The sequence below is a fragment of the Variovorax sp. WS11 genome (assembly GCF_010499245.1).
In the GTDB taxonomy this organism is placed as follows: domain Bacteria; phylum Pseudomonadota; class Gammaproteobacteria; order Burkholderiales; family Burkholderiaceae_C; genus Variovorax.
Map to the genome: position 1 here is coordinate 2,728,851 of NZ_JAAGOW010000001.1, position 25,938 is coordinate 2,754,788.

The following is a 25,938-nucleotide window of genomic DNA, read 5'->3' on the forward strand; positions in this document are numbered from 1 at the left end:
ACAGGTTAGCAGGCGGTTCCCGTACTCCACGTACAGTAGCCATCGACACCACAAAGCCCAAGCACCATGCCCATCGAACTGAACAAGGAAGCCAGGAGCGAAGCGATCAAGTCGATCGAGCGCTACTTTCAGGAGAACATGGAAGAGCGCATCGGCAACATCGCCGCGGGCGCGCTCCTGAGCTTCTTCGTCGAGGAGGTCGGGCCCGTCATCTACAACCAGGCCGTCGCGGAGGTCCAGGAGCGGCTCCAAGTGCGCATCTCGGAACTCGACCTCGAAGTGCACGAGGACGAATTCCAGTACTGGCGCAAGCACGACGCTCAGCGCAAGGGCAGGAAGTGAGCACGAAACACAGCATCACGACAACGATGCGATTCCCATGGACCTCGGCGCTTCTTCCTCAGGGCGTGTGGGCGCTGCTCGCGACCTACTTCCTGGCGAGCTTGGCCCACTTCACTCACAACGCCGAGTACATCGCCTACTACCCGAACATGCCGCTGTGGATCACCCGCGAGACGGTGTACCTCGTGTGGCTCGCGGTGACCAGCGTCGGGGTGGCCGGCCTCGCGCTGTCGCGTAGCGGCTGGCCGTTCCTGGGCGCGGTCGCGTTGGCCGCCTACGGCGCGTTCGGGCTCGATGGGCTGGGGCACTACACGCTGGCGCTGTGCGCTGAACACACGTGGGCAATGAATCTCAGCATCTGGGCCGAGGCGGTTGCCGGCCTGGGGTTGGCGCTGGCTTGCACCGTGTTTGCGAGTCGCTTGTTTGCGGCACGAGCCAGGGCCGCAAGCTGGCGCGGCCCTTCATCCGAACGCTGAGGGAGCGCAGGCACCGCGAAGGACCGGCATGTCCCCCGAGCAGGGGATGCGCCTCGCGCCCGAGCGCGTACTGTCCGACCTGCAGCTTCGCCGTCGGGCTTTTCGGCGGCACCTGCTCAAGGAGCATCGACATGAACTTCACCGCAGGCGCGTTCCCGCTGGCCATCGACCACAGGCTGGAGGGCAAGCTCTACAACGCAAACCCTATCCCGGTGAAGGCCCTCCCAAAGGGTGCCGCGACGACCGACCCGTTCGACACCCAAATCGTCGACCCGGGCGACACCTGGGAACTGCCTGCGGGCGCTGAGTTCATTCGCCAACGCGAGCTGCGCGGCGCCGCAACGCCGCAGGGCACGACACCGGACTGAAGTCGGCGATCAGGCTCTAGAAGGGGCAGGACGGATCGAACTTCGGGCTGCGCTTCTCGCGTCGGTCATGGGCGAAGCAGCGCGCGCTCGAAGCAGCCGTCTAGGCTAGATCGAGCCAGAGCAGCGGCAGTCCGTCAGTGCCTGCAAATGGACGGCCCGCACCGTCGCCATCTGCAGGGCATCGCCGCCGCGCAGCTCGAAAGCATCGCCATCCGGTTCCTCCTCCGTTGACAGGATGCCGTCCAGGACCTGCAGCCAGCCGAAGCGACCCGCCGCGATCGTATGGGTACATCGACCGCCCGACGCCATTCGGCCCGCCCAGATTCGTACCGGCGCGCGCAAGCGCAGGGAGCCGTCGGTCGCATCCGGGCTCGCGACGAGGCGAAAGGGCGCGCTGACTTCGTTCAGCGCGCCGGGAAGGACTTGGTACTGCGCAGCCGCATCGTCGGCCTCACCGTGCAGCCAGATCTGGAACAGATGCGCCCGCTCCATCGCGGAAGGGTTGCGTTCTGAGTGCCTGATGCCGGTCCCTGAACTGATGACCTGGACGTCCCCGCCGTGCAGCGTCCCCGCGTTGCCGGCCGAGTCTCTGTGCTCGATGGTGCCGGTCAACAGGAAGGTGAAGATCTCGAAATGGTCGTGCGCGTGCTCGGCGAAGCCCGAGCCGCCGGCCACCACGTCCTCGTTGATGACGCGCAACGCCCTGAAGCCCATCCTCAGCGGATCGTTGAACGAGCCGAAGGAAAACGTGTGGTGGCTGGTGAGCCAGCCCGTACGGGTCAGGCCGCGTGCCTGGCGATCATGGAAGACGTCGTTCATGCGCCGACCTTACGCCCCGGGCTCCTGGCCCGACCGCGAAGCCCGACGTCGTGACCTCATGCGCGTAGTCGTGCGGGGTCGACCGCACCAGTGCCTGGGCAATGGACTTCATGGTTGGCTCTGGGTGATTTTGGCAATCAGGCCCTAGAACGGGCAGGACGGGTCGAACTTCGGGCTGCGCTTCTCGCGCAGCGAAGCGATGCCTTCCTGCACATCCGGCCCCGAGAAGCCGATGAATTCCAGCGCCAGCGAGCTGTCGAAGGTGGGCCCGGCCAGGCGCAGCCAGTTGTTGAGCGCGTACTTGGTCCAGCGGATCGCGGTCTGCGAACCGGCGGCCAGCTTCTCGGCCACCTCGAAGGCCTTGGCCACCAGCTGGTCCTCCGGCACAGCCAGCGAGACCAGGCCGATGCGCTCGGCCTCCTCGCCCGACACCGCCTCGCACAGCATCAGGTAGTACTTGGCCTTCGCCATGCCGCACAGCAGCGGCCACACGATCGCCGCATGGTCGCCGGCTGCCACGCCCAGGCGCGTGTGGCCATCGATGATGCGGGCCGTGGTGCTGGCGATCGACACGTCGGCCAAAAGCCCCGCGACCAGCCCCGCGCCCACGGCGGGGCCGTGCATGGCCGACACCACCGGCTTGGAGCAGTTGATGACGTTGTAGACCAGGTCGCGCGCCTCGCGCCAGACGCGGGCGCGCACGTTGAAGTCGTTCGCCATGTCCTCCACCAGGCCCAGGTCGCCGCCGGCGGAGAAGCCCTTGCCCTCGCCGCGGATCAGCGCCACGCGCGTTTGCGGGTCCTTGTCGATGTCGCTCCAGATCGAGGCCAGCTCGCGGTGCAGGTTGTGATCGGCGGTCGAGAGCTTCTTGTTCGCGCTCTGCGAGGCGCCCATCACCACCTCGAGGATGCCGTTGGGGTGGGGCTTGAGCGTGAGCGCGCTGTAGTGCGCGTAGGGGGATTCGTTGGCCATGTCTCGGTCCTCGTTCGGGGTTGGAAAAACCCCGATCTTCGCCCTTGAGCGCCTAGATTTCACGCGGCCCGCCGGGCACGAGCGCGGCAGCGGCGCGCAGCACCTCCTCGAGCTGCTCCACCGTGTAGGGCTTCTGCAGCCAGAAGGTCCCGGGCGCGAGCCGGGACGGCGGCGGCCTGCCGGTGGCGAAGACCACCGGGAAGCCATGCCGATGCAGCTTCTGCGCGAGCTCGAGCCCGGAGAGGGCCGGCAGGTTGACGTCGGTCATCAGCAGATCGAAGACGCCGTCGAGAAATCGGTTGATCGCCACCTCCGCGCTCTTCACCCCGGTGGCCCAATGGCCCAGCGTCTGCAGCAGCTCCAGCGTGATTGCCAGCATGTCCGGTTCGTCCTCGACCACGAGGATGCGCAGCTTGCGGGGCGACGCCGGCGCGCGCGCCGCGGTCGCGTCCTTGTTCAGCTCGGCGCGGCGCTGCGCCAGCCAGTCGAACAGGCCGCGGCGGAAGTCCGCGTGCCAGTCGGGATGCGAGAGCGCGTGATCCGCGCCCTCCAGCATTTGCGTGCGCAGCGAGCGTGCGTGCGCGAAGGCCGCCGCATAGTTCTCGATGACGGGGCGCGGCACCGTGTCGTCGCTGCCCGATCCGATCAGCATCACGTCGCCCCGGAAGGCAGCGCAGGCCGCCAGCGCGCGGTTGTCCTCGGCGCGCAAGCGCAGCAGCCGGTAGGCCGCCAGGTCTTCCTTGTCGAGATCCTCCTTGGGCCTCGACCAGCCCCGGTCGCGGTACAGCGCCGGGGCGCGCAGCGCGAGCCAGCGCACCGGGCGCAGGCCACTCGCGAACGCGGCCAGGTAGCCGCCGTAGCTCACGCCCACGAGGCCGATCGCGGCGCGATCGACGCCCGGCTCGCGGGCCAGCGCGTCGTAAGCGGCCAGCACATCCTTCAGGTTGTCCTCGCGCGTCACCGCCGCGCGCTGCGCCGGCGACCACACTTCGTTCGGCAGGTCGACGAGGCGACAGGCCCAGCCCTGCGCGACAAGGCCATCCGCCAGCGCTCGGTAGCGCTCGCGGTGGTTGTCGTCCCATCCGGGCACCAGCAGTGCGCCAGGCTTGGGGGCGGCGGTCGAAGAGGCTGGGCTGTCCATGATGTTGTTCGTCCTCGGCGAGCAGGCCCCGAAGATGCCGGCCTGCCGGCCCCGCTGCCCGTCAGCATCCGTCGCGATCGGATGCCCGCCGATTCCTGACTCGCCCGCGCGCCGAATCTCCTGGTGCTCAGATGCGTGGCACGACGCGCAGCGAAGGCCGCGGCCTGGGCGCCTTGTCGAGCAGCGTCGCGCCGCTCGCCTCCACCTTCAGGCCCAGCGCATTGAGGGCACCGCGGATCTCCTGCGCGAGCGCTTTCTCGTTCGCGTTGTACCCGAGCTCGGGGTCCGCGATCAGCTGGTCCCAGCCCGGGTCCTGCATGGCTGGATGCCGGGCGAGGTCTTCCATCAGCGCCAGGAACGTCCGCAGCCGCTGCGCCTTGTGGTTCTTCCAGCCGTCCTCGTCGATGCCGGAGCCGGCGGCCGTCGCGAAGCGCGCCACCAGGCGTTGCGCCGCGCAGTCGCCCGCGTCGCCGAGCGCGCCGATAGGGCCCGCGGGCATGTCCAGGTTCAACCCGCCTTCGTCCGCCTTCTGGGCGATCTGCACGATGCGGTCCCGGTAGCCCGGCATCGGCAACTGGATCTCGTCGCGCCAGTTCTGCATGGTGGCGACGATGCTCCAGAGGAATTGCGTGATCCCGGCCGGCGATGCCTCCGGCTCCAGCCAGAACTGCTGCAGGCCTTTGCGGTTGTCGTTCGGCAGGTAGACGCGATTCGTGTCCGTGGTGCAGTCCAGTTTTCCGGGCGCAATCGCATGGTCGACCGGGTCCTCGTCCTTCAGGTTCACCGCGAAGGTCGGATGCTGCGGCAGCAACTCATCGAAGAAATGAAGCGGCATGTTGCTCGCGATGCCGCCGTCGGAGAACCAGACCCGCTTCGCCTGGCGCATCGCGGTCTTGCCGCTGTAGTCGATCGCGTACATCGGCACTGCCGACAGCAGCACCGGGAAGCTGAGGCTCATGCGCACCAGCACGACGATGGGCAGATGGCGATTGTGGGGCAGGCGAAAGAGCGTCTTGCCGTCCTGCGTGCGGACTTGCTCCCCGTCGGGCCGCGCCGACTGCAAGGCGTCGCTGGTCTTCTCGAGCCAGGACATGACCTGCTGGGGAAAGATCCTGGACCACTCGTCCTTGTCGAAGTAGTAGGCCGGCGCCCCCGGTTTGAACGGAATCGCATGGCACATGCGGCGGCTGATGGCGGAAGTCATGACCTCCAGATTGATCCTGCGCTCTCGCAGCGGCGTGTCGCTCTTGGGCTCGACGTCCTGATCGGAGTGACGCGCGCCATCCCACAGATCGCCGAGCGTCAGCGGTCGGGCTGTGGCTTCGATGCCGGCCAGGTCATTGAAATAGCCGGTCAGCCAGTCCGTGAGGCCTTCGACCGGGCCGTCCTGGCTGCGGCCCGAGCAGAGGCCCCAGAAATTGGCGCACAGGCCTTTGACGAGCGTGAGGCCGAAGCGCCATGCGCACAGCGCCAGCGCCAGGAGAACACCGCCGGCCAGCACGATGCTCCATCCGAATGCGGCCAGCAGGTCGGCGGGCCAGGTCCGTTCCCATGCATCGGTACCGGCCAGCGCGAGCGCGCCCGCGCCGGCCAGCACCCCCGTGAGCCAGCACAGTCCGATGATCGTCGGCGAAGGCAGTCTGCCCGTGGCTCGAGATGGCCTCCACAGCACCAGCCAGCCTGCTGTGAGCCAGAGGGCCGAACCGGCCAGTGCGATCAGCAACGCCGTGGACCATGGCATCGCCCCGGTGGATCGGGCCAGCGCCACCACGATGGCCAGCGTGACGAGCGCCACCGGCAACACCAGGCCCCAGTAGCGCAACAGCAGCGTGCCGAGCGCGCCCATGACCATTGCTGTCTTGTTGGCCCGGTTCAGAGCGGCGAGCAGCACGTCGAAATGACGTGACAGCGGCCGGCTCGGCTGGAACAGATGCCGCAGGCGCGAGCCGCGCGCGCCTTCCACATCCGCACCCAGCGCGTCGGGCAAGGTCGCCAGCTTGGCGAATCCGTCGCGGTGGCCGTTCGAGCGCCCGAACTCGGCGGCGGCCGAGCCTGCAGCCGCGATCGCCCCGGCGGAGGTCCCCCCGATGTTCTTGAAGCGGTAGCTGGCGGAAAGTCGGGCGAGCAAGCGCGGATAGACGACGCCGCTGGTGATGCCGCCTTTCATCACCAGATCGCAGTAGGGCAGCTCGGGCTCTTTGCGCTCGTCCATCCGGCTCTCCTCGATGAGGGGCGCCGCCGGCGCCGCAGTGGGTGTGGGTGGCGCATGGTAGAGGCAAACGCCACCACGTCCATCCACCCGACGAAGGACGGGCGTGGGAGGGCGTCTCTACAATTCGGCCCCTTTGGCTCCCCCCGCTCGCGCACCCATGGACATCGTCGTCAACGAAGAACTCAAGGCCTACATCGACCCGTTGACCCCGGAGGAATACGAAGCCCTGGAGCGCAGCCTGCTGGCCGAGGGCTGCCGCGATGCGCTGGTGCTGTGGGGCGACGTGCTGGTGGACGGCCACAACCGCTACGGCATCTGCCGCAAGCACGGCCTGCCTTTCCAGACCGTGCAGAACACGCGCTTTCGCACGCTCGAGGACGTGCATCTGTGGATGATCGACCAGCAGCTGGGCCGGCGCAGCATCTCCGACTTCCAGCGCGGCGTGCTGGCGCTACGCAAGAAGGAGATCGTTGCCGAGCGGCGCGCGCGTGCCGCGGCCGGTCCGGCACCGGCCCCCGACGTGCCGGCGAGCGCACCGTCGGCCGAAGCCATCGGCAGCGCTCCGGCGCCCGCTCCGCTCGACAGCCGCGAGGCCGTCGCCAAGGCCGCGCGCCTGAGCAGCAGTCAGGTGGTGATGATCGAGAAAATCCGGAAGCAGGCCGCGCCCGAGCTGGTGGCCGCCGTCAAGTCCGGCACCATCTCGATCAACGCCGCGGCCGCCGTGGCCACCCTGCCGGCCGAGGAGCAGGTCGCCGCCGTGGTCGCGGGCAAGGACGAGCTCAAGCAGGCCGCCAAGCGCGTGCGCGAATCGAAGCGCAAGCCGCGCGAGGAGGGCGCCGAGGCGCCGCAGGAGGGCGCGCAGCCCGGCGACGAACTCCAGGCCCTGCGCCGGCGCGTGGCCGAGCTCACGGCCGAGAACGAGGCGCTGCGCGGGCAGCTTGCCGCGCTGCAGGCATCGAGCGATGCGGAAGAGGGCGCCGAGCTGTCGGCACCTTTCTAGCAACGCCTAGTAACGGATCGTCACCCCCGCCTTGACGCCCTTGTTGTCCTTCCCGTCTGTGTGCGCGCCGGCGGAGAAGGAGACGTCGCCGCCCGTGCTGGCGCCCAGCGAATAGTTCGGGCGCGTGCCGGAGGTGTCCATGCCGCCATAGACGCCGCTCCCGTCCTTGCGCTGCAGGCCCAGCGTCCCGCCGTTCGCGGTCGCCGCCTTCTCGGTTGGGGACAGGTTGGGGCTGACGTAGATCGAGCCCTCGTCGTTGCTTTCGATCGGAAGCTTCGGCGTTTGGGCAAAGGAGGTCGCGCAGCAGGCGACAAGGGCCAGCGATGTGAGGAGGGGCTTGTTCATGACGTCAGGGACAAGGCGTCGGGGGCAAACCAACAACCTTATCCAAGGCTGCAAGGCAGGACAAGCATCTCGGCCGCGATGCGATGATCCTTGTCGCTGCAGTGCTGCTTCGAGGAGACAGAAGTGTTTTCACATGTATTTGTCAGCGTGACCGATTTCGATCGCGCCCTGGCTTTCTATGGGCCGGTGATGGACGGCCTGGGCCTCGAAATGCGCTTCTGCGAGCGCGACAAGCCCTGGGCCGGTTGGCACAGCGAAGGCCGCTCGCGCCCTTTCTTCGTCATCTGCAAGCCCCACGACGGCCAGCCGCACGACCCCGGCAACGGGCAGATGGTCGCCTTCGCCGCGGCAGACCGAGCCATGGTGCATGCCGTTCATCGAGCCGCACTGGATCACGGTGGATGTTGCGAAGGTCCTCCTGGTTTGCGCCCGCAGTACCACGCGAACTACTACGGCGCCTACTTCCGCGATCCGGATGGCAACAAGCTCTGCGTTGCGTGCCACGCGCCGGCACCGGGCGAAGCTTGAACCTGCAGGGGCACGGCGGCCTAAGCTTGCAGCTCGCTCTTGCGCTCGATGATGCGCGACACCAGCCCGTACTCCACCGCCTCCTCGGCCGACAGCCAGCGGTCGCGCTCGATGTCGGCCATCACCGCCTCGAAGGACTTGCCGGTCTCGCGCGCGATAGTGCGCGCGATGCGTTCGCGGGCCTTGAGGATCTCCTGCGCATGGATCGCGATGTCGCTCGCCGGCCCGCCGGCGCCGCCGCTGGGCTGATGGATCAGGAAGCGCGTGTTCGGCAGGCAGAAGCGCCGTTCGCGTGGGGCCGCCAGGTACAGGTGCGTGGCCGCGCTGCCCACCCAGCCGGTGCCGATCATGCGCACCGGCGCCGCGATGAAGCGCACCACGTCGTGGATCGCGTCGCCTGATTCCAGGTGGCCGCCCGGCGAGCTCACCAAGATGTCGATGGGTGCGTCGCTGTCGGCGTCCAGCGCGATCAGCCGGCGCGTCACGTCGCGCGCGGCAACGTCGGTGATCGTGCCGAAGATTAGCAGCGTGCGCGACTTGAAGGCCTTTTCTTCGAGATAGGAACTGCTGCGCGGCTCGCTTGCCGGAGAGTCCGGTGCGTCTTCTTCAGGGGTTTCCATGGTGCTCCTCGACGTGTAGATGCCATGACGAACAGGGCCCGCAACGCGTGACGGGCCGCCGGCGGCAAGCCGCCTCGCGTCGATTCTGGGGCAAACGTCGGGCCATCGCGCGAACGCGGGATCGGCAAGGCGCACGCACCCGCCTACGATGGGACCAAGGATCGAAGGCTTCGCATGCTGTCACACCGATCCCCGCACGCGCCGACACGCGTGCTCCGTTCTCAGGGGAGCAGGAAGAAGAAGCGCCTCAATGCCTCGGCTGTCGGGCCAGGCGCTTCTTCCGGAAAGAAGTGGCCGGCGTCGATGGCGTGGCCTTGCACGTCGTCGGCCCATGCGCGCCACAACGCGAGCGGGCCGCCTTCGCCGGCGTACCAGGTGTCGAGCGCGCCGCCAGCGCCCCACAGCGCGAGCACGGGGCAGCCGATGCGGCGGCCGGCTGCGAGATCGGCCTGGTCATGCGCGCGATCGATCGTGGCCGCGGCACGGTACTCCTCGCAGATGGCATGCACGTGTGCGGCATCGCGCAACGCATCGACGTACGCTGCACGCACATCCTCCCCGAACACGCCGGCCGGTGAGCCCCAGCTGCCGAGCGCGTTGTCGACCACGGCCTCGGGCGCGGTGGCCAGCAGGCGCTCCGGCAGCGGCTCGGGCTGGGCCAGAAACGACCAGGGCCAGTAGCCCAGCGCGAGCCGCGCATCGGCACGTGCCCACACCGTCTCCGTAGGCAGGATGTCGAGCACGGCAAGCCGGGCGATGCAATCGGGATGGTCCAGCGCCATTCGGTAGGCAACCCGCCCGCCGCGGTCATGCCCCGCGACTGAGAAACGCGAATGGCCAAGTTGCCCCATCACCCGCACCAGGTCCTGCGCCATCGCGCGCTTCGCGTACGGGGCATGGTCGGGTGCCGAGGCCGGGTAGTTGCTTCGGCCGTAGCCGCGCAAGTCGGCGCACACCACGCTGAAATCGCGCGCCAGTTGTGGCGCGACCTGGCGCCACATGAGGTGTGTCTGCGGGAAGCCGTGCAACAGCAGCAGAGGCGCTCCTGCGCCGAGGCAGCGCACGAAGATGCGCGTCTCTCCGGCGTCGATCTCTCTGGATTCGAAGTCATCCATCATGGGTGAGCCTGCCTTGGGACAACCGTAAGCACGCGTTGCGTCACTCCCTGTGCGCGCGGGCCGGTCGTCAGTGTGGGAACGCGCCTTCTGGGGGGGCTGGGCCATACCTCCCCCGGACGGGGGTTGCGCCTTGCGCCCGAGCGCGTACGGTCACGAGCCGTGACATCGAAGCCGGCAAGTTCCGCTCGAGCCTGGATGCGCACCAAGCTACGCCGTCGGGCCTCGACGGCATCTACTCGAGGAGTCGCAAATGAAGTTCACTGCAGGCGAGTTCTGGTTGATCATCGACTAAAGAGGGTGCCGTCACGACCGCCCCCTTCGACACTCAGACCATCAGGCCGGCTGAAACCTGGGAACTGCCTGAGGGCGCAGAGTTCATTAAAAAACACGAACTGCGCGGCGTCTGAGCGTGGGATCATGACGCCGCCACGCGCGCGGGGATCTTGCTGCAGGCCTTGTTTCCTTCTTGCCTGCTACTTGCTCTTGACGCAGGCTTGGCGACAGGAAGGGGACGATCCATGGAAAAGCCAGTTGGCGAATCGCCATCCGCCACCGAAGCATTGACGCTCGAGCAGGTGCGGGACCAGCTTCAGGACCTGCGAAAGCAGTTCAGGCAATTCATCTGGGTGGGGTCCATTGCGGTCACGGCGCTTTCGGCCATTGGGCTGGCCAAGTTGTCGGATATCGAGACGGAGGCTCGCAAGCGGGTCGATTCGGCTGTCACGAAGGGCACCGAGTACTTCGATCTCATGTCAAACGCTCAGCTGAGGATGAATGCCTCCTCGTGGGCATCGGCCGCCACCTATCTCGAGCAAGCGCTGGCCCTGCGGCCCGATGACGAGTTTGTCTTCATGAGCTTGCTCGCAAGCTACGTGGGCGGTGCCAATACCGAGGCTGGGCTTCGCCTGCTCGAGTCCGCCGATCGCAGCGGCATGCTGGTCAGGAAGTTCTCCGGCGTTTGGACCCAGTTGAATGCGGCGAGGCTGTATATGGTTGCAGGCGTCAACGACGGCAAGTACATCAAGTCCGCTGAGTACCATTTTGGGCGAGCCGAGCGCGCCGCGCAGGCCCTCAGTGGCGGCGAAATGTCTTACGTCCTCTATTCGCAAGGTATTTTTCAGTACCTCACTGGAGACGATGCCAAGGCACGATCGACATTCCAGCGAATGGTCGAGCTGGATCCAAGAACCAGGCAGTGGCCTGCTGGCGATCGCGCTGAGCCCTGGTTTCACCGCTTGTTGAAGGCGAGGCCGACGTTGCAAGCCGATCTTGAGGATCTTTTTGAGGTCAAGAGCGGCGGCTGACTCATGCATGGGCCGGCCAGAGTGGCGGCCGCTCGGCACCCGCACGCTTCGCTTGCGGCGCATGGTCGGGGCCGAGGCCTGGCAGCTGCTTTGGGCGTAGCCGCGCTGGTCGGCACGAACCCGTCCATCGCCGCATCATCCCGCGCGGCGCTCCCCGCTGTCTTCGATGCGCTCGCCGTCTTCCTTGGTGAAGAGCGCCATCTTGCCCGCGGGCAGGATCTCCAGCACTTCCTCCGAAGGCCGGCACAGCTTGGTGCCCAGCGGCGTCACCACGATCGGGCGGTTCATCAGGATCGGGTGCTGCGCGATGAAGTCGAGCAGATCGTCATCGCTCCACTTCGGGTTGCCCAGGTCCAGCTCGGCGTAGGGCGTTCCCTTCTCGCGCAGCAGCGCGCGCAATGGCTGCCCCGTGGCCGCCGCGATCTCGCGCAGCTGCTCGCGGCTCGGCGGCGTTTTCAGGTATTCGACGACGGTGGGCTCGATGCCCGAATGACGGATCAGCGCCAGCGTATTGCGCGAGGTGCCGCAGGCGGGGTTGTGATAGATGAGGACTTCGGACATCGGGCGATTCTCGAACATGGCCGGCGCCGCAGCATCTCCCGCGGTCATTCGATCCAGGGACCACCGAGCATGGCTTGTATGTAGGCCGCGACTTTGACCAGGTCCTCGTCGGACAGCGGCACCGGCGGCGCATCGACAAGATGCTCGGCGACCAAGTGCAGCTTTGCCGCCGCATTGGGCTGCTCGTGAAGCAGAACCGCGATCGCCGTGGTTTGGGCGACGGCCCGCAATTCGAGCGCACGCAGTCGCGCGTTGATGTCTTCCATTTCCATCTGGCCGTCCCCCGGGGCAAGTTGAGAAAAGTGATTCTGCTTCCAAAAGCGTAGACGCTCATCTCCTGGTCCGAACCATGCTGCACCACCATCCAATGGCCAGCCTTGTGCCATCTACTTGGATGGTGTTAGGATGGCCGCATGCCTCGCAAAAGCGCTTCCCTCATGGCCTCGCCCAGGCCCGCCGACGAAAAGATCACCATCAACGTCGGTTGCGTGGACCTCGGCCAGATCGACCTGCTGGTGCAGGAAGGCTTCTATGCCAATCGCACCGATCTGATTCGCACGGCCATACGCAACCAACTCGCCGCGCAGGTCGACGTGGTCCGCCAGGTCGCGTCGCGCAAGTCGCTGGTGCTCGGCATCCAGCACTACGGCGCTGCTGACCTGCAGGCCACCAAAGCGGCCGGCCAGATGCTGCAGATACGCGTGCTCGGCCTGGCCGTGATTGCGCCCGATGTCACAGCGGCGCTTGCGCTCGCCACCATCGAATCCATCACGGTACTGGGCGCGCTCCACGCGAGCCCCGCCGTCAAGGCGGCGCTGGCCGCACGCATCCACTGACGAATCCCAACCTGAAGGCCCCCATGAACTTCGACTTCAAGCACTTGATGGCAGAAGCAACCCGCCTGACGCGCGCCGGCGACCTGCGTGCGGCAACCGCCGCGATCCAGGCCGCGCTGAGTCGCGGGCGTGGACCTGTTGTGCCAACGAGCACCAACCAAGCAAGCGGCGTGATCGACGTAGAGGCCAGGCAAGTCCCCGAGCCACCACCGCCCGGCATCTTCGACGAGGCGCCTGCGCCGTATGACCCCGCCCCCGTTCCGGGCCGATTCATTGCCGACAGTTTTTCCGACGCAGCCGGCCGCCGCGACTACAAGCTCTACGTTCCGCCCGAGGCGGGCCAGCGCCCCCTGCCGCTGGTCGTGATGCTGCACGGCTGCACCCAGAACCCCGACGACTTCGCAGCCGGAACAGGGATGAACGAGGCTGCGCTGGCGCAGGGCTTCTTCGTGCTGTATCCCGCGCAGTCGCGCCGCGCGAATCCTCAAGCTTGCTGGAGCTGGTTCAAGCACAGCCATCAGAAGCGCGATCGCGGAGAGCCGGCGCTCCTGGCGGGAATGACGCGCGCGGTCATGGCGCAATACGCGATCGATCCTCAACGCGTGTATGTCGCAGGGCTGTCGGCGGGCGGCGCGATGGCCGCGATCCTCGGCGAGGCGTATCCCGACCTGTACGCGGCCGTCGGCGTCCACTCCGGCCTGGCGGCCGGTGTCGCATCCGACTTGCCCGCTGCGCTGATGGCGATGAAGGTCGGCGGTGTTCCTGGCGGCAGTGCTGCCAGCCTTACTTTCCGCAGGTCGGGAGACGCATTTGCGCGTAATTTCCTGACTGCGAAGGACGGGTCTAGAACGTGCCGGGCGGGACGCCAAGGAGGGCGAGCACTTGGCGCTGCAACTGTGTGAGCTTGAGGTCGAAGACCTGGACGGGGTGTCCGTGCTGAAGCAGATGGTGGCGCTCGGCGAGGCTGAACAGCCGTAGCACCTGCTCGGTGGTGGGGTGCGCGCACTGGCGTTGCTCGGGATAGATGGGGAGTTCTTCGATGCCCTCGCGCGCCATGGCCTGGCGCAGCTCGCGCTCGATGAGGGCTTGAACCAACAGCGCGATGGCGTATAGCGTGAACAGCGCTTCGATGCGCCCCTCGTTCTTGAGGAAGACCGGGGCGATTTCGTGCACGGTCTTGACCTGCTCGAAGCGCTTCTCGATCATGGGCTGGCCCTTGTGGGCCTCAAGGACCTGGGCGGCGGTGAGCGTGCGGTCGTTGGTCATCAACGGATAGCAGCCATCACTCCTGCGGTCGTAGGTGATGGCGTCCTCGTCAATGACCCACTGCACGTCAAAGCGCCGCTTGGTGATCTTGCGGTAGGCGGTGTCGGGGCCGGGGCGACCGCGGCGCGCTTGCTTGAATACATGCTCCTCGCGCACGACGCGGCGCACCTTGAGGTAGCGGCCCACGTGGTGCTGCTCCAGGAGGAGCTTGATCTGCAGGTCGATCTCCGGGGCGCCGCGCAGTCGGGTCTTGGAGGAGGCCAGGCGCCGGCGCAGATCCTCGAACTGCTCGATGGCCGCAGCGATGTTGCGCAGGCGCCGGGCGTGCTGGCGCAGCGTCAGCAGCGTGCTCCAGACCCAGACGATGGACCAGGCCTCCATGGAGGGCAGAGGGGCGCGGTGCACGTACCAGCAGTCGCGCGGCCCGTCGCCGTAACGCGGGTTGGGCCGGTCCCAGACCAGGGTCCATTCGGGCGTGTGGGTCTGGATCCATTCGCGGAACTGCGCATCCTCCAGCCGGTTGCGCGGCATGACGGTGACGAAGCGGCCGCCCGCGCGGTCGATGTGATCCATGTTCTCGCGGGAACAAAGTTTTGAGTCCGCGCAATACAAGAAGTCGCTGCTGCCGGCAATGGCGCGTAGCGTGTTCCAAGTCTCGATGTGGGTGACTGAGTCGCTGGTGTTGCCGTCGGTGCAGCGAAACGCCACGGGGACGTTGCCATCGGCGCTCATGGTGAGGATGAACAGCAGCTGCTTGAGATCGGGGCGGTGCGCTTTGGACCTCCCGTACGTGATCGCCGGGGCGGTTCGCCCCCGGATCTGGCGCCCGCCCGCGCCGCGATAGCTGCCACAGAAGCTGATCGTCGTGGAGTCGTTGTGGAACTCCTCGAAACGCACACCGAAGCGCTGCCCGACGGCCAGGACGAGTTCGGTGAGCAACGCGGTGCGGTCGGCATCGAACAGGTGGTCCAGGGCCCGTCCGAGGCGGTCGTCGCTCAGGTGCCCCATCTCCCGGGCGCTGATGCCGAACATGCCGTCGGCGAAGCCGTGCACCGTCTCCTGCTGACGGTAGATGGGCTCACGCTCGACGATGATGGAGCGCAGCAGCACGCCCAGCGCGCTGGCGTGACTGACGGCGCAACGCCGGTCCGAGGCCACGAAGCGCGACAGCGTCTCGGTCAGCCCGATGCGCTCGATGAAGTGGTTGATCAGGGGCAGCGGGCCCAGGCGCTCGGTGTGAAGAGTGAAGCCTGCCTCCTCCATGGTGGAAGTGGGGGCTTGCGAGCGCGGCATGCTGGCGATATTATTATCGCCAGCAACACACCCGTCAAGAGCCTATGCCGAGTTCAGTCGCCCAACGCATTGAGCAAACCCGCGAGAAGATCGGGCGCATCCGAGCCGCGCTCACCGAGATCGAATACCTGTGCTCCGGCACGCTGCACAAGCGCACGAAGGTGTGCGGCAGGCCGAGTTGCCGCTGCGCCCAGGACCCCTCGGCGCGGCACGGTCCGTACTACGAATGGGGCCACCTCAGGGACGGCAAGCTTGTGCACCGCGTGGTCACGCCCGAGCAGGCCAGTTTGCTGCAGCAGGCCATAGACAACCAACGCCACGCCAAGAAGCTCATGCGGGCGTGGGAGGAGCAGACCGAGCGCCTCATCGACCTGGAAGCACCGCGCCAACCCTGATCTTCCCGGGCGTCAGGAAATTACGCGCAAATGCGTCTGCCGACCTGCGGAAAGTAAGGCCAGCGGCATGCCCACCATCGTCTTCCATGGCGATGCCGATGCAACCGTCCATGCGAGCAATGGCGAACAGGTCATTGCAGCCAGCGTCGGGGACACGGCCACGGTCGAGATCCAGCATGTGAACGGCAGCGGCGCTCGCGCCTCGACGCGCCGCCTGCACCGATCGGCTGACGGACGGGTGCTTGCCGAGCACTGGACGGTCCACGGAGCGCCTCATGCATGGGCGGGCGGCAGCGCCAAAGGCTCTTACACCGACGCCCGCGGCCCCGATGCGAGCGCTGAAATGCTGCGCTTCTTCTTCGAGCATCCACGGCGGCCTGCGCACTGAGCTGCGCCCAGCAAAAGAGCCCGCAACGCGTGAGCGCTGCGGGCTCTGCTTTCTCGATCGCTGGCTTACTTCTTCACGCCGATCGCGCCCGAGCCTTGCGCCTGGCCGCCGGCACCGGCGCCCACGGCCCCGGTCGCGCCCTGCACCGCGCCACCCACGGCATTCGTCGCGCCGCCCACCGCGTTGGTGGCACCGCCGACCGCGCCGGTCGCGCCCTGCACCCCGCCGCTCAGCGTGGAGCCGACACCGCCCAGCGTATTGCCGACCGTGCTGGCAGGCGAGCCACTGCTCGTGCCCGTGTCGGCACCTGCACTCGCACCCGTCCGCGTCTGCGCAGACCCGCCGGCGCGCGTGCCGCGCTGCTGGCGTTGCTGTTGCTGCGGCGTGCTCGCATCAGCGCCGCCCGATGCGTTGACGTCGGCCTGAACGCCCACGCCGACCCCGACCTTCGGCGTCTGCACGGTTTGCGCGTTGGCAGCGAATCCGCTGGCGGCCAGAAGGCCCGCGAGCAGGGCGCCGAGGGCGATGCGGTTGTGGTGTTGTTGCTTCATGTGTGACGGTCCCTTTCTTGATGAATGGTCACTGACTAAGGAGCTGGCTTTGAGCGCCAGTCCGGGAGGGACCATAGGGGAGGGCCCGTGCTGCGCCCTGTGCGGGAGGGGCGCCTGCAGCTGTGGGAGGTGGCCGTCGGCGAGATGTGGGGGTCATGCGTTGCGGCCGACCACGGCGCTGATGGCATCCAGATAGGCCGTACCGAGCTCTTCGTCCGGTTCCAGGTAGGTGCCTTCCGCCCATTCGTTCCAGGCGTTGATGAAGTTGAAGCGCGTTCCGGCGCGACTCGCGCCCTCGTAGAGTTGAGCGAAGCCGTCCTGGAATGTGGCGACGTCCACATTCCGCATGACCAGGCTCGTGTCCAGCCGCCTGCGCGGCGTGTTGTCCCAGTCGACGAACGCGCCCGGGTAGTGGCGGGGAGGCCGGGGCCGACTGGCAATCTCGCGCCACATCGATCGGTAGTCCCTGCTCCGCGGCGCGTAGGGGCCTCTTCCAAGATACTTCCAGCACAGCCGGCTCGCGCCGTTCGCGAGCTTCTCGGAAATCTTCACATGCACAGGCAGGTTCGCCTGCGTGTAGAAGGGCTCGAACTCGACATAGGCATCGAACAGATGGCTGCGCGCATCGCGGCCGAACACCGTCAGCATGCTCACGACATGCAGCCCCGGAAAGCCGTGCTGCACCGCCAGGTTTCGCCAGCAGTCAAGCATGTCTTCGCACTCGGCGATGCTGGCGCTTCGATAGAAGAGGATCACCGGGCAGCCGTCCACCCGGATGTAGCGCGGGTCTCGAAACGCCTTCTCGAGATATCGGAAGTGCGCTTCCCAATCGCTCCTGTCGCCATAGCTCTGCGGCATCAGGATGTCGCGGTCGCCGCCATCCCAGACACGGGTCCAGGGTTCGTTGGCCCATGCAAGACAGAACGGGAAGTCGGGCGCGCGCCGTCGCAGGAGCGAATCCACGGGCCTTTCCAGCAGCTGCCGGCCTGCGAACCAGTAGTGGTAGTAGCAGAAGCCGCCCAAGCCGTGCGCCTTCGCGAGATCGGCCTGCCAGTCCTGCGTGCGCGGGTCCGACAGGTCGTAGTAGTGGCCGTCCATCGGAATTCGCGGCTGGCGATGGCCGCGGAATCTCGGCTGCGCCTTTCTCACGTTCGTCCACTCGGTGAAGCCTTCGCCCCACCATTTGTCGTTCTCGGGAATGCGATGAAATTGCGGCAACAGGAATGCCAGCAGCTGCGGCTTGCTCAAGATGGAGGTCCTCAATGTCGGGGTGCGCGGCGTTTTTTGGGCACGCCGGATGGACCGGCCATCCTGAGGCAAGTGGCAGCAGGCAGCGCTTCGTCTGGGTACGTTTCAGCGGTAGGCCCACGCCTACTCGATGTAGGACGCAAGGCTGTCCACCCGACGGCGCAGATGTGTCACCTTGCATGCTTGCCACTGAACGTGGCCAGAGAAAGGGAGTTCGATCATGAAGCTGAACGCGCTAATGGTTCGCTACATCGTGAACGACGTCGACGAAGCAATTGCCTTCTACACCCATCATTTGGGGTTTCGCGTCTTTGCCCAATCGGGTCCATATTTCGCGATTCTCGCGCGGGAGAATCTGCAGCTCGTGCTGAGTCCACCTCGAGGACCAGGCGGGGGATCACAACCGATGCCGGACGGTCGCCACCCCGAGCCGGGTGGGTGGAATCGGATCATCGTGCGAAGCAGCGATCTTGATGGCGATGTGAACGTCCTGAAGAAGGCCGGAGTCGCGTTCCGCAACGACATCGTCGCTGGGCCGGGCGGCCGGCAGATTCTGGTTGAGGATCCGTCCGGCAATCCGGTAGAGCTTTTTGAGCCTGCGCCTGAGCCCGCGAAGTAGCGATCACGCGTCGTGATGCACGTCCTGCGGCATCGCCACCGCGCGCAGCACCTGCATCGGCCCCACTGCACGCACGCGCCCCAGCTCCTCTTGCGAACGCAGGAACAATGAGCCGGCGAAGCCGAGCCCGTTCACCGAGATCGATTCGAAGCATGCGCGCGAACGCGGCACCACGAGCATCCAGCCTCGGCGAACCAGCAGGTTGTAGGGCGCCGACTGAACCTCGCCTTCTGCCTCGGCGACAGCGGAAATTCCGCACCGATCGAGCAACTCGCGATAGAGCGCATGCAACTCGGGCGCCGTCGCTTGCGGCGTCACACGTGCGAACGCATGCCTGAACGGCAGTTGCGCGCCGCGGTCGAGCACTCGCTCCATCGGCACGCCGTCCGGGCTCTCGGCGTCGAGCGGCAGCGGCACGAGCTGCAGGTGCTTGCGTCGCTGGCTCGCCCCGGCCTCGACGCCGCCGTTGTAGAAGCCGAGCCCATCGACTTCGCCCAGGCAAGCGCTGAGCGCCGCGAAATCATCGACGCCAAGCAGGCACTCCTGGCGCTCGAAGCGGCGCGTGACGATCAGCACATGGCCATCGAGCACCTGGAACTTGTTGAGCAGGACGTAGTGCGAAGGCCCGAGCTCGCCCACGAACAGGGAAGGCTCGTAGTCGCCGAGCGGATCAGTCACCGCCGTGGCCTGGCGCGCCTTGTCCTTGCGCGCGAGGCTCGACACCGTGCGCAGCACAAACCGGACGCCATCGCTGTCGAGGAGGATGGTTTGCGTCTCGATCGGCTGCAGCGCACCGTCTGCCAGGGCGCGCTGCGTTGCATGCTGGATGATGGACTGCGAGAACACGCCGTCTTCTTTCGCCGTTCACGCGTCGACGATGAGCGTCGTCGTATGGCTGCCCATCACATGGCGCACTTCAGGCCGCCTGCACCGCAGCCAGCCACAGCTGCGCCCCTTGCTGCGGCGTCGAGGCCCAGGTCACGTTGTAGCTCCCAGCCGCGCTGACCTGCCTGACCGCAACGGCGCATTGCACCAAGGCACCCGAAGCCAATACCGAATCGATCACCGTGAACCCGTTATTGGGCACTGCCGTCTTGTCCAGGTCGACACCGGCATCGCCCCACCACCATGCGACGAGCAGCGCAGGGCCGGTGGTGGTGACGCTGGCGCTCGTCAAGGGCTGGCCCGACAACACTTCGCGCCACTGCGCATCGCGGACCGAGCCGCCATCGGTGATCTCGACGATGGTCAGCGTCGTTTCGTCGGTGACCTTGGGCTTCGCCACCGTGACCGCGTGGCCGGCCATGCCGCGGGCCTGCGCACAGGCATACAAGGCCGTCCCCGAGTTTGGCCAGAGGGTGTAGGTGTGCGCCACACCGAGCTGGACGAAGGCATTGCCCGCGTTGTCCGTCGGCAGGCCGGCCGCAAGCAAGCCCCGCCCGACGCAGGCCAACAGCGTGCTTCCGCTCGTGCGCGTGGTCATGCCGGAAGCGGACAGCGACGAGGACGTCACGCCGTCCCGGTTGAAGGCGAGCACGTGGGCGCCGAGGGCCGGCGCCGTCGAACCAGGAGCGGGTGCGGGAGCGGGTGAAGGCGCTGGAGCAGGGGCCGGGGCAGAGCGGCGCCGGTTGCAGCGGCAGCAACAAAGCGCTGCCCGCCGCCTCCCCCTCCGCCACCGCCTCCCCGCAGGCCGTGAGCGCTGCGCTTTCCAGATGCCATGCCGACGTCGCCAGCGCCGACGCCTACGGCGCAACAGGGTGCGGCGCTCGTTCAGCCGCGCAAGTGCCGCATCTTCGGAGGGTTTATTCATGTAGGCACTCCGTTTTCATTTTTAGGCCTCCGATTGTGAAACGCCGGGGTCTGCGAGCCAAGCCACGTCCGCCACCCAGGTGTTACGGACGGTCAATTGCCGACCCATTGCCCTGTAGGTGGGTGCTGGCATGGCCCGTAGTCCGCCGCCTTCATGGTGACTGGCGACTCGACGCTGGAGACATCGAGGCGACGGGCGCAGCTTGGGTGCTCACTACCGCCTTGGCGTGTTCCTCCGTTCAGGCACCATGTCTTCATCGGCCCTACCGGAATTCGTGCGACGACACCCCGTCTTGCTCGCCGTCGTCACGGCCCTGGTGATCCTGGTCCTCCTTTTCGACTGGAACTGGTTTCGCCCACCCCTGGAACGCTACATCTCGCAGAAGACACAGCGCGAGTTCAGGATCTCGGACCTGCACGTCGAGCTCGGCTTCGTCCCCACCATCCGTATGCGAGACGTGTACTTCAGCAACGCCGACTGGTCGCCGCAGCACGAGGCAATGGCCAAGATCGAAATGCTGGAGTTTTCCGTCTCGCTTCGCGACCTCCCCGAGAAGATCCTCATCCCGCGCGTGGCCCTGACCAAGCCCGACCTGGTCTTCGAACGCCTGCCCGACAACCGGAAGAACTGGATCCTCGCCGAACCTACCGAGACGACCCCGAGCAAGCTGCGAATCAGCACGCTGTCGGTCGATCACGGGCGCCTGCGCTATCTGGACCACGGGGAGCCTTTCGAGCTCGACGTGCAAGGAAGCACCTTCGACCCCGCCACCCAGGAGAAGGTCAAGGATGCAGACGCGCCGCCCTCCAACGTTCGCTACACCACGCAGTACAAGTTCGGCGGCAAATACCACGACGCTGCGTTCTCCGGTACCGCCCTCACCGGCGAAGTGCTCAGCTTTCAGGAGTCCGGCGTTCCGTTCCCGGTGAAAGGCAGCCTGATCGCCGGCACCACGAAGGTGGAGGTCGAAGGCACCGTCGCCGACGCCGCCAATATTTCGGCCATCGACACGCGCCTGTACATCGAGGGCCAGACCCTGGCCAACCTTTATCCCTTCTTGCTGCTGCCCTTGCCTGCGTCGCCGCCCTATCGGTTGAAGGGCCACCTGGTCCTCAAGGGAAACCAGTACACGATGGATGACCTTGCCGGAAAGATCGGGTCCACCGACGTCACCGGCAAGGCCCGCTACACCGACCGCAAACCGCGCCCCCTGCTCGAGGCCGAGCTGCACAGCAAGCTGCTGAACATGGCCGACCTCGGACCCATGATCGGCGTTCAGACCAAGGGCTCGGGCGGCAAGCCCGCCATCTCTCAGGCCGAAACCCGCACGCGCCCCGCCGCCAAGGCCAAGGAGCAGGCGATCGATCCGAACCACATCCTCCCGGCCGGCAGCTTCGACGGCAGCCGCCTGCAGAAGATCGACGCCGAAGCAAGCCTCGTGGCGATCAAGCTGGTCGTCCCCAAAGCCTTGCCGCTCGAAAGCCTGCGCGCTTCCTTGAGCTTGCATGACGCGATCCTGAAGCTCACGCAGCTGGACTTCGGATTTGCGGGCGGCACCATCGCATCGCAGGCCGTGCTCGATGCGCGCGAGCCCACCATCAAGTCCGATGTGAAGATCAACCTGCGCCGCGTCCGGCTGGACCGGCTCATCCCCGAAAGCCCCACTATCGCCCAGGGGGCCGGCTACGTCGGCGCGGCCCTGCAACTGAAGGGCACCGGCAACTCCATCGCCGACGCGGCAGCCAAGGCCGACGGCCGCATCGCCGCCACCATCGCGAATGGCCGCATCTCGAACCTGATGGATGCCGCGAGCGGGCTGCAAGGCGGCAAGGTGCTCGGGCTTCTGGTGGGCGGAGACCGGCTGATCACCGTCAACTGCGGCGGCATGGTCTTCGACGTGAAAGGCGGCCGCGGCACGTCCACCCTGTTTGTCGTCGACACCGAGCAGACGCAAATCCTCGGCATCGGCGGATTCGATCTCGAGCATGAGCGCTTCGACATCACCGTGGCGCCCAAGCCGAAGAGCCCGGGCGTGCTGTCGCTGCGCACCCCGGTGCGTCTGTACGGAACCTTCAAGCAGCCGGACTTCGAGATCGTGAAGGGGCCGCTCCTTGCGCGCGTCGGCGGTGCGCTTGCACTGGCCGCCGCCGGGCCCCTGGCGGCGCTCGTGCCTCTTATCGAAACCGGGCCCGGCGAAGAGACCAACTGCGGCGCAGTGAGCCGGGAGGTCGGCGCCGCGCGGGCCCAGGCCAAGCCGCCGGAAAAAAGGAAGTGACTTTGACCGGCCGACTGCGCACGGCACCCATCACAATCGCCATCCAGCCGCAGCAGCCCCATTCCCCGCGAGCCCGTCGAGTCCCCCTCCAGCGATCCATGTTGAACCTGACCCGCCTGACATTCCACCGCGCCAGGAAAGAGCGCCTGCCCCAGGTCGCAGGGAGCCTGACCTTCACGACCTTGCTGTCGATCGTGCCCTTGCTGGCGGCGAGCTTCGCGCTGTTCACGCACTTCCCGATCTTCAGGCGCTTCAAGGACGCGCTTCAGGAGCTCTTGCTGAGCAGGCTGCTCCCGGCGGACATCGCACGCACGGTGCTGAAGTACTTGAACCAGTTCGCCGCGAACGCCAGCGGCCTGACCTGGGTCGGCTCGCTCTTCCTGCTGGGCGCGGCCATCGCGCTGTTGCTGACCGTGGAGAACGCGCTGAACCAGATGTGGCAGGTGAGGAAGAATCGCCCGTTCTTCAGGCGCGTCGGCCTGTACCTGCTGATGCTGGCCGTCGGACCCCCCGTTCTGGGCCTGAGCCTGTGGGCCACGTCGTACTTGCTGGGCATTTCGATGGGCCTGATCGGCGCGCTGCCGCGGTCGCTCGCCTTCGTGCTCGACCTCGGGCCGCTCATGCTCGGCGTGACGGCGCTGACGTGCATGTTCTACCTTGTGCCCAACACCAAGGTACGGCTGCGCGACGCCATCGCGGGCGGCTTGATTGCCAGCCTGGCTTTCGAACTCGGCAAGCGGGCCTTCACCGCCTACCTGGTCAAGGTGCCGACGTACAAGGCGCTGTATGGGGCGTTTGCGGTGCTGCCTATGTTTTTGCTGTGGGTGTACTTCTCGTGGCTGGTGACGTTGGTCGCGGCGATGATGACGGCGAATCTGGCGCTGACGCGGCGGCGGGCGGCGGGGAAGCCTGCTCGGGCTTAGCAGCGGGTAGTCTCTGTCGCGATGAGCCCAACGGAACCTCGCCCCGCGTCTATTTGGAATCGCTTCTGGTCGCCGAAGAGTTTCCTCGAACAGGTTTCGCCCGCGGCGTCTGCAGAGGAGGCCGATGCCATCGCGCAGAGGAACAACGTCTGGCTCAAGACCTACATGGACATGTACATCTTGAGGTGGGGTGGGCTTTGGGCGGCTTCGCTGGCGGTGACGCTGCTCATGGTGGATGTGGCGGGGTTGCTGTTTGTGCTCGCGCTGGCGTCGAACTTGGCGGCTTTTGTGGTGTTGGTTGCGATGATCTTGATCTATCGGCGTGCGTCCAAGGCTGTTCGGGATCGGACGCTGAAGAACGGCGGGCGATGACACGTTTGCCTGCCACCTGATCTCAACGAATACCTGCATCGCAGTGCGGGAGCGGTCGTTGGCTTGTGCTCGTGTACTACCGTAGTCGGCCAAAACCGGAAGTTCCCCATGGTTCTCTGTTTTCGCTAAAGGGCGACGCTGTACCTCAAGCAATGACCCTGCACGCAACCGCTCAATGCCTAACACCGTTAGCCACTACTAGCAGCCCAGGGGGGAATCTGTTTGACGAGTGGCGCCCACACGTTGTGGCCGAAGCTGATCATTTCGTCGAGGATGGTGTCGTCCGCAAGGAGAGCTGGCGCACGGCATCAGCACCATCGTCCGCACGCAGCTCGGCGGCCAGTCCTGGCTCACCGGCGGCGCCGACCCGCAGCGCGATGGGCATCGTGGCGGCGCCGGCATGGTGGCTTAGGGCCTGTGCTGACCATGCCCTGAGGGCATGGCCGGTGGTCCATTTGTAATGGCCGCGCGCGCGGCGGCGCCTCTAGACTGGGCGCCGTCCCACTTCCAACGCGCACTCCATCGCCATGCCCGTCGCCATCTCCCGCTTCCCGCTCCGTCGCAGCGTCGCCGTGCTGGCGACGCTACTGCCCCTGGCCTTCGGCGTGTCGGCGCGCGCCGTCGACGAACCGGTCGCGCTCGATCTAATCATCGAAGGCGGCACCATCTTCACCGGCGACGACGCGCCGCCGCAGGTGGGCGACGTCGGCATTGCCGGCGACCGCATTGTCTTCGTCGGCCGGGCTGCGCCGCATCGCTTCGTGGCCAAGCGGCGCATCGATGCGCGCGGCCAGGTGGTGGCGCCGGGCTTCATCGATCCGCACACCCATGCCGACCGCGACCTGTTCCATGCCGACGCGCGCCGCTGGCTGAACGTGCCCTTCCTCACCCAGGGCGTGACCACCGCGGTGATCGGCAGCGACGGCTTCGGCGGCGCCGACATCGCGGCGCAGGCGCAGCGGCTGAGGGACAACGGCGCCGGCACCAACACCGCGATCTACGTCGGCTTCGGGCCGGTGCGCGCCGGCCAGCTCGGCGAGGCCAACCGCGCGCCGACGTCCGAGCAGCTGGACGCCATGCGCGCCCAGGTCTCGCGCGCGATGTGCGAAGGCGCGCTCGGCCTGTCAACCGGGCTCTTCTATGCACCGCAGAGTTTCGCGCGGACCGAGGAGGTGATCGAGCTGGCCAAGGTCGCGGCGCGCCACGGCGGCCTGTACGACAGCCACATTCGCGACGAGTCCATGTACAACATCGGCCTCAAGGGCTCGATCGACGAGGCGATCCGCATCGGGCACGAAGCTAGGCTGCCGGTGCACGTAGCCCACATCAAGGCGCTGGGCGTGGCAGTGCATGGCCAGAGCGGCGACATCATCCGCCGCATCGAGGCCGAACAGAAGCGCGGCCTGGCGATAACCGCCGACCAGTACCCGTGGACCGCATCGAGCACCCGCTTCTCGGCCGCGCTGGTGCCCGGCTGGGCGGTGGACGGCGGCCGCGCCGCGATGCTCAAGCGATTCGACGACGCCTCGCTGCAGGAGCGTCTGCGCAAGGACATGCGCGAGAACCTACGCCTGCGCGGCGGGCCGGAGGCGATCCTGTTCTCGGCCGGCCCGAACACCAAATACATCGGCCGCACGCTGGCCGAGGTGGCGCAGGGCGGCGATCCGGTGGACGCCGCCATCGCGGTGCTGCGCGAGGCCGACCTGGCGATCGCCTCCTTCAACCAGACCGACGACGACGTGCGCAACTTCATGAAGCGGCCGTGGGTGATGACCTCCTCCGATTCGTCGGAAGGCCATCCGCGCGCCTACGGCACTTTCGCGCGCAAGTACGACCAGTATGTGGTGAAGGAAAAGGTGATCTCGCTCGGCCGCTTCGTGCGCGCCAGCACTGGCCAAGTGGCCGACACCCTGGGACTGACCAAGCGCGGCTACCTGCGCAGCGGCTACCACGCCGACGTGGTGGTGTTCGATCCGGCGCGCTACGCGGCGCGCGCCACCTATGCGCAGCCTACGCTGCTGTCGCAGGGCGTGACGACGGTGCTGGTGAACGGCGAGCTGGCGGTGGACGGCGGCGAAGTCACCGGCCGCGCCGCCGGCCGGCCACTGCTGCGCACGCCGCGCGAGGGAAGCTGCCCGGCCTGAAGCCGGCGGCTG

At 66.9% G+C, this 25,938-nt stretch carries 30 protein-coding genes; 15 read left to right on the forward strand and 15 right to left on the reverse strand.

All coding sequences use genetic code 11. From position 1 onward, the window contains the following. Window positions 1-66: 66 nt before the first annotated feature. The 3 genes from GXN78_RS13425 to GXN78_RS13435 all read left to right on the forward strand — a co-directional run bounded on the left by GXN78_RS13425 (window position 67) and on the right by GXN78_RS13435 (window position 1,186). Window positions 67-342, forward strand: coding sequence for a DUF2164 domain-containing protein (locus GXN78_RS13425; RefSeq protein ID WP_106560315.1), 276 nt, complete (start codon window positions 67-69; stop codon window positions 340-342). Window positions 343-368: 26 nt separating this feature from the next. Then, window positions 369-818 carry a hypothetical protein gene (locus tag GXN78_RS13430; protein WP_106560314.1) on the forward strand — a complete coding sequence of 150 codons (450 nt, stop codon included), beginning with the start codon at window positions 369-371 and terminating at the stop codon, window positions 816-818. Between the two features lie 131 nt (window positions 819-949). Beyond that, the gene (locus GXN78_RS13435; protein ID WP_106560313.1) at window positions 950-1,186 is read left to right on the forward strand and encodes a hypothetical protein; all 237 of its coding nucleotides are present in this window, start codon (window positions 950-952) and stop codon (window positions 1,184-1,186) included. Window positions 1,187-1,291: 105 nt separating this feature from the next. On the opposite strand, the gene GXN78_RS13440 is transcribed toward GXN78_RS13435, so the two are convergent. The 4 genes from GXN78_RS13440 to GXN78_RS13455 all read right to left on the reverse strand — a co-directional run bounded on the left by GXN78_RS13440 (window position 1,292) and on the right by GXN78_RS13455 (window position 6,330). Next, complete coding sequence (locus GXN78_RS13440; RefSeq protein WP_106560312.1) at window positions 1,292-2,005, reverse strand: pirin family protein; 714 nt, start codon at window positions 2,003-2,005, stop codon at window positions 1,292-1,294. Window positions 2,006-2,149: 144 nt separating this feature from the next. After that, complete coding sequence (locus tag GXN78_RS13445; protein ID WP_106560311.1) at window positions 2,150-2,977, reverse strand: enoyl-CoA hydratase/isomerase family protein; 828 nt, start codon at window positions 2,975-2,977, stop codon at window positions 2,150-2,152. A 52-nt stretch (window positions 2,978-3,029) separates the two neighbouring features. Continuing rightward, window positions 3,030-4,118: a response regulator gene (locus tag GXN78_RS13450; protein WP_164255445.1), complete on the reverse strand. Its 1,089-nt coding sequence runs from the start codon at window positions 4,116-4,118 to the stop codon at window positions 3,030-3,032. 127 nt (window positions 4,119-4,245) lie between these two features. Next, entirely contained in the window at window positions 4,246-6,330 is a 2,085-nt protein-coding gene (locus GXN78_RS13455; protein ID WP_106560310.1) for a patatin-like phospholipase family protein, read from the reverse strand. A 157-nt stretch (window positions 6,331-6,487) separates the two neighbouring features. On the opposite strand from GXN78_RS13455, the gene GXN78_RS13460 reads away from it, so the two are divergent. Next, window positions 6,488-7,330: a plasmid replication/partition related protein gene (locus tag GXN78_RS13460; RefSeq protein ID WP_106560309.1), complete on the forward strand. Its 843-nt coding sequence runs from the start codon at window positions 6,488-6,490 to the stop codon at window positions 7,328-7,330. Between the two features lie 6 nt (window positions 7,331-7,336). On the opposite strand, the gene GXN78_RS13465 is transcribed toward GXN78_RS13460, so the two are convergent. Continuing rightward, window positions 7,337-7,675 carry a hypothetical protein gene (locus GXN78_RS13465; RefSeq protein WP_106560308.1) on the reverse strand — a complete coding sequence of 113 codons (339 nt, stop codon included), beginning with the start codon at window positions 7,673-7,675 and terminating at the stop codon, window positions 7,337-7,339. Between the two features lie 123 nt (window positions 7,676-7,798). On the opposite strand from GXN78_RS13465, the gene GXN78_RS13470 reads away from it, so the two are divergent. After that, a complete protein-coding gene (locus tag GXN78_RS13470) occupies window positions 7,799-8,203 on the forward strand; it encodes a VOC family protein (RefSeq protein WP_106560340.1) in 405 nt (134 codons plus the stop codon). 20 nt (window positions 8,204-8,223) lie between these two features. Here the strand turns inward: GXN78_RS13470 and GXN78_RS13475 are convergent, their stop codons facing one another. After that, window positions 8,224-8,823 (reverse strand): ATP-dependent Clp protease proteolytic subunit, encoded by a 600-nt coding sequence (locus GXN78_RS13475; protein WP_106560307.1) that lies wholly within the window; start codon window positions 8,821-8,823, stop codon window positions 8,224-8,226. A 221-nt stretch (window positions 8,824-9,044) separates the two neighbouring features. Further along, window positions 9,045-9,941: an alpha/beta hydrolase gene (locus tag GXN78_RS13480; RefSeq protein ID WP_106560306.1), complete on the reverse strand. Its 897-nt coding sequence runs from the start codon at window positions 9,939-9,941 to the stop codon at window positions 9,045-9,047. A gap of 518 nt (window positions 9,942-10,459) precedes the next feature. Here GXN78_RS13480 and GXN78_RS13485 point away from each other — a divergent pair. Next, a complete protein-coding gene (locus GXN78_RS13485; RefSeq protein WP_146163179.1) occupies window positions 10,460-11,245 on the forward strand; it encodes a hypothetical protein in 786 nt (261 codons plus the stop codon). Between the two features lie 135 nt (window positions 11,246-11,380). Here GXN78_RS13485 and arsC read toward each other — a convergent pair whose 3' ends face one another. Together arsC and GXN78_RS13495 are read right to left on the reverse strand one after the other, a co-directional pair. Further along, window positions 11,381-11,806, reverse strand: a complete 426-nt coding sequence (gene arsC, locus GXN78_RS13490) for an arsenate reductase (glutaredoxin) (protein WP_106560339.1) — start codon at window positions 11,804-11,806, stop codon at window positions 11,381-11,383. 44 nt (window positions 11,807-11,850) lie between these two features. Continuing rightward, on the reverse strand, window positions 11,851-12,072 hold the full coding sequence (locus GXN78_RS13495; protein WP_164255446.1) for a hypothetical protein: 222 nt from the start codon (window positions 12,070-12,072) through the stop codon (window positions 11,851-11,853). Between the two features lie 147 nt (window positions 12,073-12,219). On the opposite strand from GXN78_RS13495, the gene GXN78_RS13500 reads away from it, so the two are divergent. Then, the gene (locus GXN78_RS13500; RefSeq protein WP_164255447.1) at window positions 12,220-12,642 is read left to right on the forward strand and encodes a CopG family transcriptional regulator; all 423 of its coding nucleotides are present in this window, start codon (window positions 12,220-12,222) and stop codon (window positions 12,640-12,642) included. A 23-nt stretch (window positions 12,643-12,665) separates the two neighbouring features. Beyond that, window positions 12,666-13,544, forward strand: coding sequence for a PHB depolymerase family esterase (locus GXN78_RS13505; RefSeq protein ID WP_106560302.1), 879 nt, complete (start codon window positions 12,666-12,668; stop codon window positions 13,542-13,544). On the opposite strand, the gene GXN78_RS13510 is transcribed toward GXN78_RS13505, so the two are convergent. Further along, window positions 13,486-15,201: an IS1634 family transposase gene (locus tag GXN78_RS13510; RefSeq protein WP_106561496.1), complete on the reverse strand. Its 1,716-nt coding sequence runs from the start codon at window positions 15,199-15,201 to the stop codon at window positions 13,486-13,488. The two genes, GXN78_RS13505 and GXN78_RS13510, sit on opposite strands and share 59 nt — an antisense overlap. A 44-nt stretch (window positions 15,202-15,245) precedes the next feature. Here GXN78_RS13510 and GXN78_RS13515 point away from each other — a divergent pair, with 44 nt between their 5' ends. Both GXN78_RS13515 and GXN78_RS13520 read left to right on the forward strand, forming a co-directional pair. Continuing rightward, window positions 15,246-15,596 carry a DUF6788 family protein gene (locus GXN78_RS13515; protein WP_106561495.1) on the forward strand — a complete coding sequence of 117 codons (351 nt, stop codon included), beginning with the start codon at window positions 15,246-15,248 and terminating at the stop codon, window positions 15,594-15,596. 67 nt (window positions 15,597-15,663) lie between these two features. After that, entirely contained in the window at window positions 15,664-15,984 is a 321-nt protein-coding gene (locus tag GXN78_RS13520; protein ID WP_164255448.1) for a PHB depolymerase family esterase, read from the forward strand. 65 nt (window positions 15,985-16,049) lie between these two features. On the opposite strand, the gene GXN78_RS13525 is transcribed toward GXN78_RS13520, so the two are convergent. After that, window positions 16,050-16,535, reverse strand: a complete 486-nt coding sequence (locus GXN78_RS13525; RefSeq protein WP_106561447.1) for an adhesin — start codon at window positions 16,533-16,535, stop codon at window positions 16,050-16,052. Between the two features lie 153 nt (window positions 16,536-16,688). Then, entirely contained in the window at window positions 16,689-17,783 is a 1,095-nt protein-coding gene (locus GXN78_RS13530) for a glycoside hydrolase family 99-like domain-containing protein (RefSeq protein ID WP_106561448.1), read from the reverse strand. A 220-nt stretch (window positions 17,784-18,003) separates the two neighbouring features. On the opposite strand from GXN78_RS13530, the gene GXN78_RS13535 reads away from it, so the two are divergent. Next, window positions 18,004-18,402, forward strand: a complete 399-nt coding sequence (locus GXN78_RS13535; RefSeq protein ID WP_181360713.1) for a VOC family protein — start codon at window positions 18,004-18,006, stop codon at window positions 18,400-18,402. A gap of 3 nt (window positions 18,403-18,405) precedes the next feature. On the opposite strand, the gene GXN78_RS13540 is transcribed toward GXN78_RS13535, so the two are convergent. After that, window positions 18,406-19,248, reverse strand: a complete 843-nt coding sequence (locus tag GXN78_RS13540) for a phosphorylase (RefSeq protein WP_106561449.1) — start codon at window positions 19,246-19,248, stop codon at window positions 18,406-18,408. Between the two features lie 70 nt (window positions 19,249-19,318). Beyond that, entirely contained in the window at window positions 19,319-19,939 is a 621-nt protein-coding gene (locus GXN78_RS13545; RefSeq protein ID WP_106561450.1) for a hypothetical protein, read from the reverse strand. 565 nt (window positions 19,940-20,504) lie between these two features. On the opposite strand from GXN78_RS13545, the gene GXN78_RS13550 reads away from it, so the two are divergent. The 3 genes from GXN78_RS13550 (at window position 20,505) to GXN78_RS13560 (ending at window position 23,782) form a co-directional block, all read left to right on the forward strand. Continuing rightward, window positions 20,505-22,487 carry an AsmA family protein gene (locus GXN78_RS13550; RefSeq protein ID WP_164255449.1) on the forward strand — a complete coding sequence of 661 codons (1,983 nt, stop codon included), beginning with the start codon at window positions 20,505-20,507 and terminating at the stop codon, window positions 22,485-22,487. 98 nt (window positions 22,488-22,585) lie between these two features. Next, window positions 22,586-23,410, forward strand: a complete 825-nt coding sequence (locus GXN78_RS13555; protein WP_106561295.1) for a YihY family inner membrane protein — start codon at window positions 22,586-22,588, stop codon at window positions 23,408-23,410. A gap of 21 nt (window positions 23,411-23,431) precedes the next feature. After that, the gene (locus GXN78_RS13560) at window positions 23,432-23,782 is read left to right on the forward strand and encodes a hypothetical protein (protein ID WP_106561296.1); all 351 of its coding nucleotides are present in this window, start codon (window positions 23,432-23,434) and stop codon (window positions 23,780-23,782) included. Window positions 23,783-24,041: 259 nt separating this feature from the next. Here GXN78_RS13560 and GXN78_RS41930 read toward each other — a convergent pair whose 3' ends face one another. Beyond that, on the reverse strand, window positions 24,042-24,167 hold the full coding sequence (locus tag GXN78_RS41930) for a hypothetical protein (RefSeq protein ID WP_258187307.1): 126 nt from the start codon (window positions 24,165-24,167) through the stop codon (window positions 24,042-24,044). 142 nt (window positions 24,168-24,309) lie between these two features. Between GXN78_RS41930 and GXN78_RS13565 the strand changes: the two genes are divergently transcribed. Beyond that, on the forward strand, window positions 24,310-25,926 hold the full coding sequence (locus GXN78_RS13565; RefSeq protein WP_106561297.1) for an amidohydrolase family protein: 1,617 nt from the start codon (window positions 24,310-24,312) through the stop codon (window positions 25,924-25,926). Window positions 25,927-25,938: the final 12 nt, after the last annotated feature.

What these genes read in the sequence shown, in the direction of transcription:
- GXN78_RS13565 (WP_106561297.1), top strand. Translation starts at nt 24,310, where the DNA reads ATGCCCGTCGCCATCTCCCGCTTCCCGCTCCGTCGCAGCGTCGCCGTG.
- GXN78_RS13450 (WP_164255445.1), bottom strand. Translation starts at nt 4,118, where the DNA reads ATGGACAGCCCAGCCTCTTCGACCGCCGCCCCCAAGCCTGGCGCACTG.
- GXN78_RS13535 (WP_181360713.1), top strand. Translation starts at nt 18,004, where the DNA reads ATGAAGCTGAACGCGCTAATGGTTCGCTACATCGTGAACGACGTCGAC.
- GXN78_RS13555 (WP_106561295.1), top strand. Translation starts at nt 22,586, where the DNA reads ATGTTGAACCTGACCCGCCTGACATTCCACCGCGCCAGGAAAGAGCGC.
- arsC (WP_106560339.1), bottom strand. Translation starts at nt 11,806, where the DNA reads ATGTCCGAAGTCCTCATCTATCACAACCCCGCCTGCGGCACCTCGCGC.
- GXN78_RS13445 (WP_106560311.1), bottom strand. Translation starts at nt 2,977, where the DNA reads ATGGCCAACGAATCCCCCTACGCGCACTACAGCGCGCTCACGCTCAAG.
- GXN78_RS13485 (WP_146163179.1), top strand. Translation starts at nt 10,460, where the DNA reads ATGGAAAAGCCAGTTGGCGAATCGCCATCCGCCACCGAAGCATTGACG.
- GXN78_RS13480 (WP_106560306.1), bottom strand. Translation starts at nt 9,941, where the DNA reads ATGATGGATGACTTCGAATCCAGAGAGATCGACGCCGGAGAGACGCGC.
- GXN78_RS41930 (WP_258187307.1), bottom strand. Translation starts at nt 24,167, where the DNA reads ATGCCCATCGCGCTGCGGGTCGGCGCCGCCGGTGAGCCAGGACTGGCC.
- GXN78_RS13465 (WP_106560308.1), bottom strand. Translation starts at nt 7,675, where the DNA reads ATGAACAAGCCCCTCCTCACATCGCTGGCCCTTGTCGCCTGCTGCGCG.
- GXN78_RS13435 (WP_106560313.1), top strand. Translation starts at nt 950, where the DNA reads ATGAACTTCACCGCAGGCGCGTTCCCGCTGGCCATCGACCACAGGCTG.
- GXN78_RS13515 (WP_106561495.1), top strand. Translation starts at nt 15,246, where the DNA reads ATGCCGAGTTCAGTCGCCCAACGCATTGAGCAAACCCGCGAGAAGATC.
- GXN78_RS13510 (WP_106561496.1), bottom strand. Translation starts at nt 15,201, where the DNA reads ATGCCGCGCTCGCAAGCCCCCACTTCCACCATGGAGGAGGCAGGCTTC.
- GXN78_RS13440 (WP_106560312.1), bottom strand. Translation starts at nt 2,005, where the DNA reads ATGAACGACGTCTTCCATGATCGCCAGGCACGCGGCCTGACCCGTACG.
- GXN78_RS13500 (WP_164255447.1), top strand. Translation starts at nt 12,220, where the DNA reads ATGCCTCGCAAAAGCGCTTCCCTCATGGCCTCGCCCAGGCCCGCCGAC.
- GXN78_RS13425 (WP_106560315.1), top strand. Translation starts at nt 67, where the DNA reads ATGCCCATCGAACTGAACAAGGAAGCCAGGAGCGAAGCGATCAAGTCG.
- GXN78_RS13495 (WP_164255446.1), bottom strand. Translation starts at nt 12,072, where the DNA reads ATGGAAGACATCAACGCGCGACTGCGTGCGCTCGAATTGCGGGCCGTC.
- GXN78_RS13505 (WP_106560302.1), top strand. Translation starts at nt 12,666, where the DNA reads ATGAACTTCGACTTCAAGCACTTGATGGCAGAAGCAACCCGCCTGACG.
- GXN78_RS13455 (WP_106560310.1), bottom strand. Translation starts at nt 6,330, where the DNA reads ATGGACGAGCGCAAAGAGCCCGAGCTGCCCTACTGCGATCTGGTGATG.
- GXN78_RS13460 (WP_106560309.1), top strand. Translation starts at nt 6,488, where the DNA reads ATGGACATCGTCGTCAACGAAGAACTCAAGGCCTACATCGACCCGTTG.
- GXN78_RS13560 (WP_106561296.1), top strand. Translation starts at nt 23,432, where the DNA reads ATGAGCCCAACGGAACCTCGCCCCGCGTCTATTTGGAATCGCTTCTGG.
- GXN78_RS13475 (WP_106560307.1), bottom strand. Translation starts at nt 8,823, where the DNA reads ATGGAAACCCCTGAAGAAGACGCACCGGACTCTCCGGCAAGCGAGCCG.
- GXN78_RS13520 (WP_164255448.1), top strand. Translation starts at nt 15,664, where the DNA reads ATGCCCACCATCGTCTTCCATGGCGATGCCGATGCAACCGTCCATGCG.
- GXN78_RS13430 (WP_106560314.1), top strand. Translation starts at nt 369, where the DNA reads ATGCGATTCCCATGGACCTCGGCGCTTCTTCCTCAGGGCGTGTGGGCG.
- GXN78_RS13525 (WP_106561447.1), bottom strand. Translation starts at nt 16,535, where the DNA reads ATGAAGCAACAACACCACAACCGCATCGCCCTCGGCGCCCTGCTCGCG.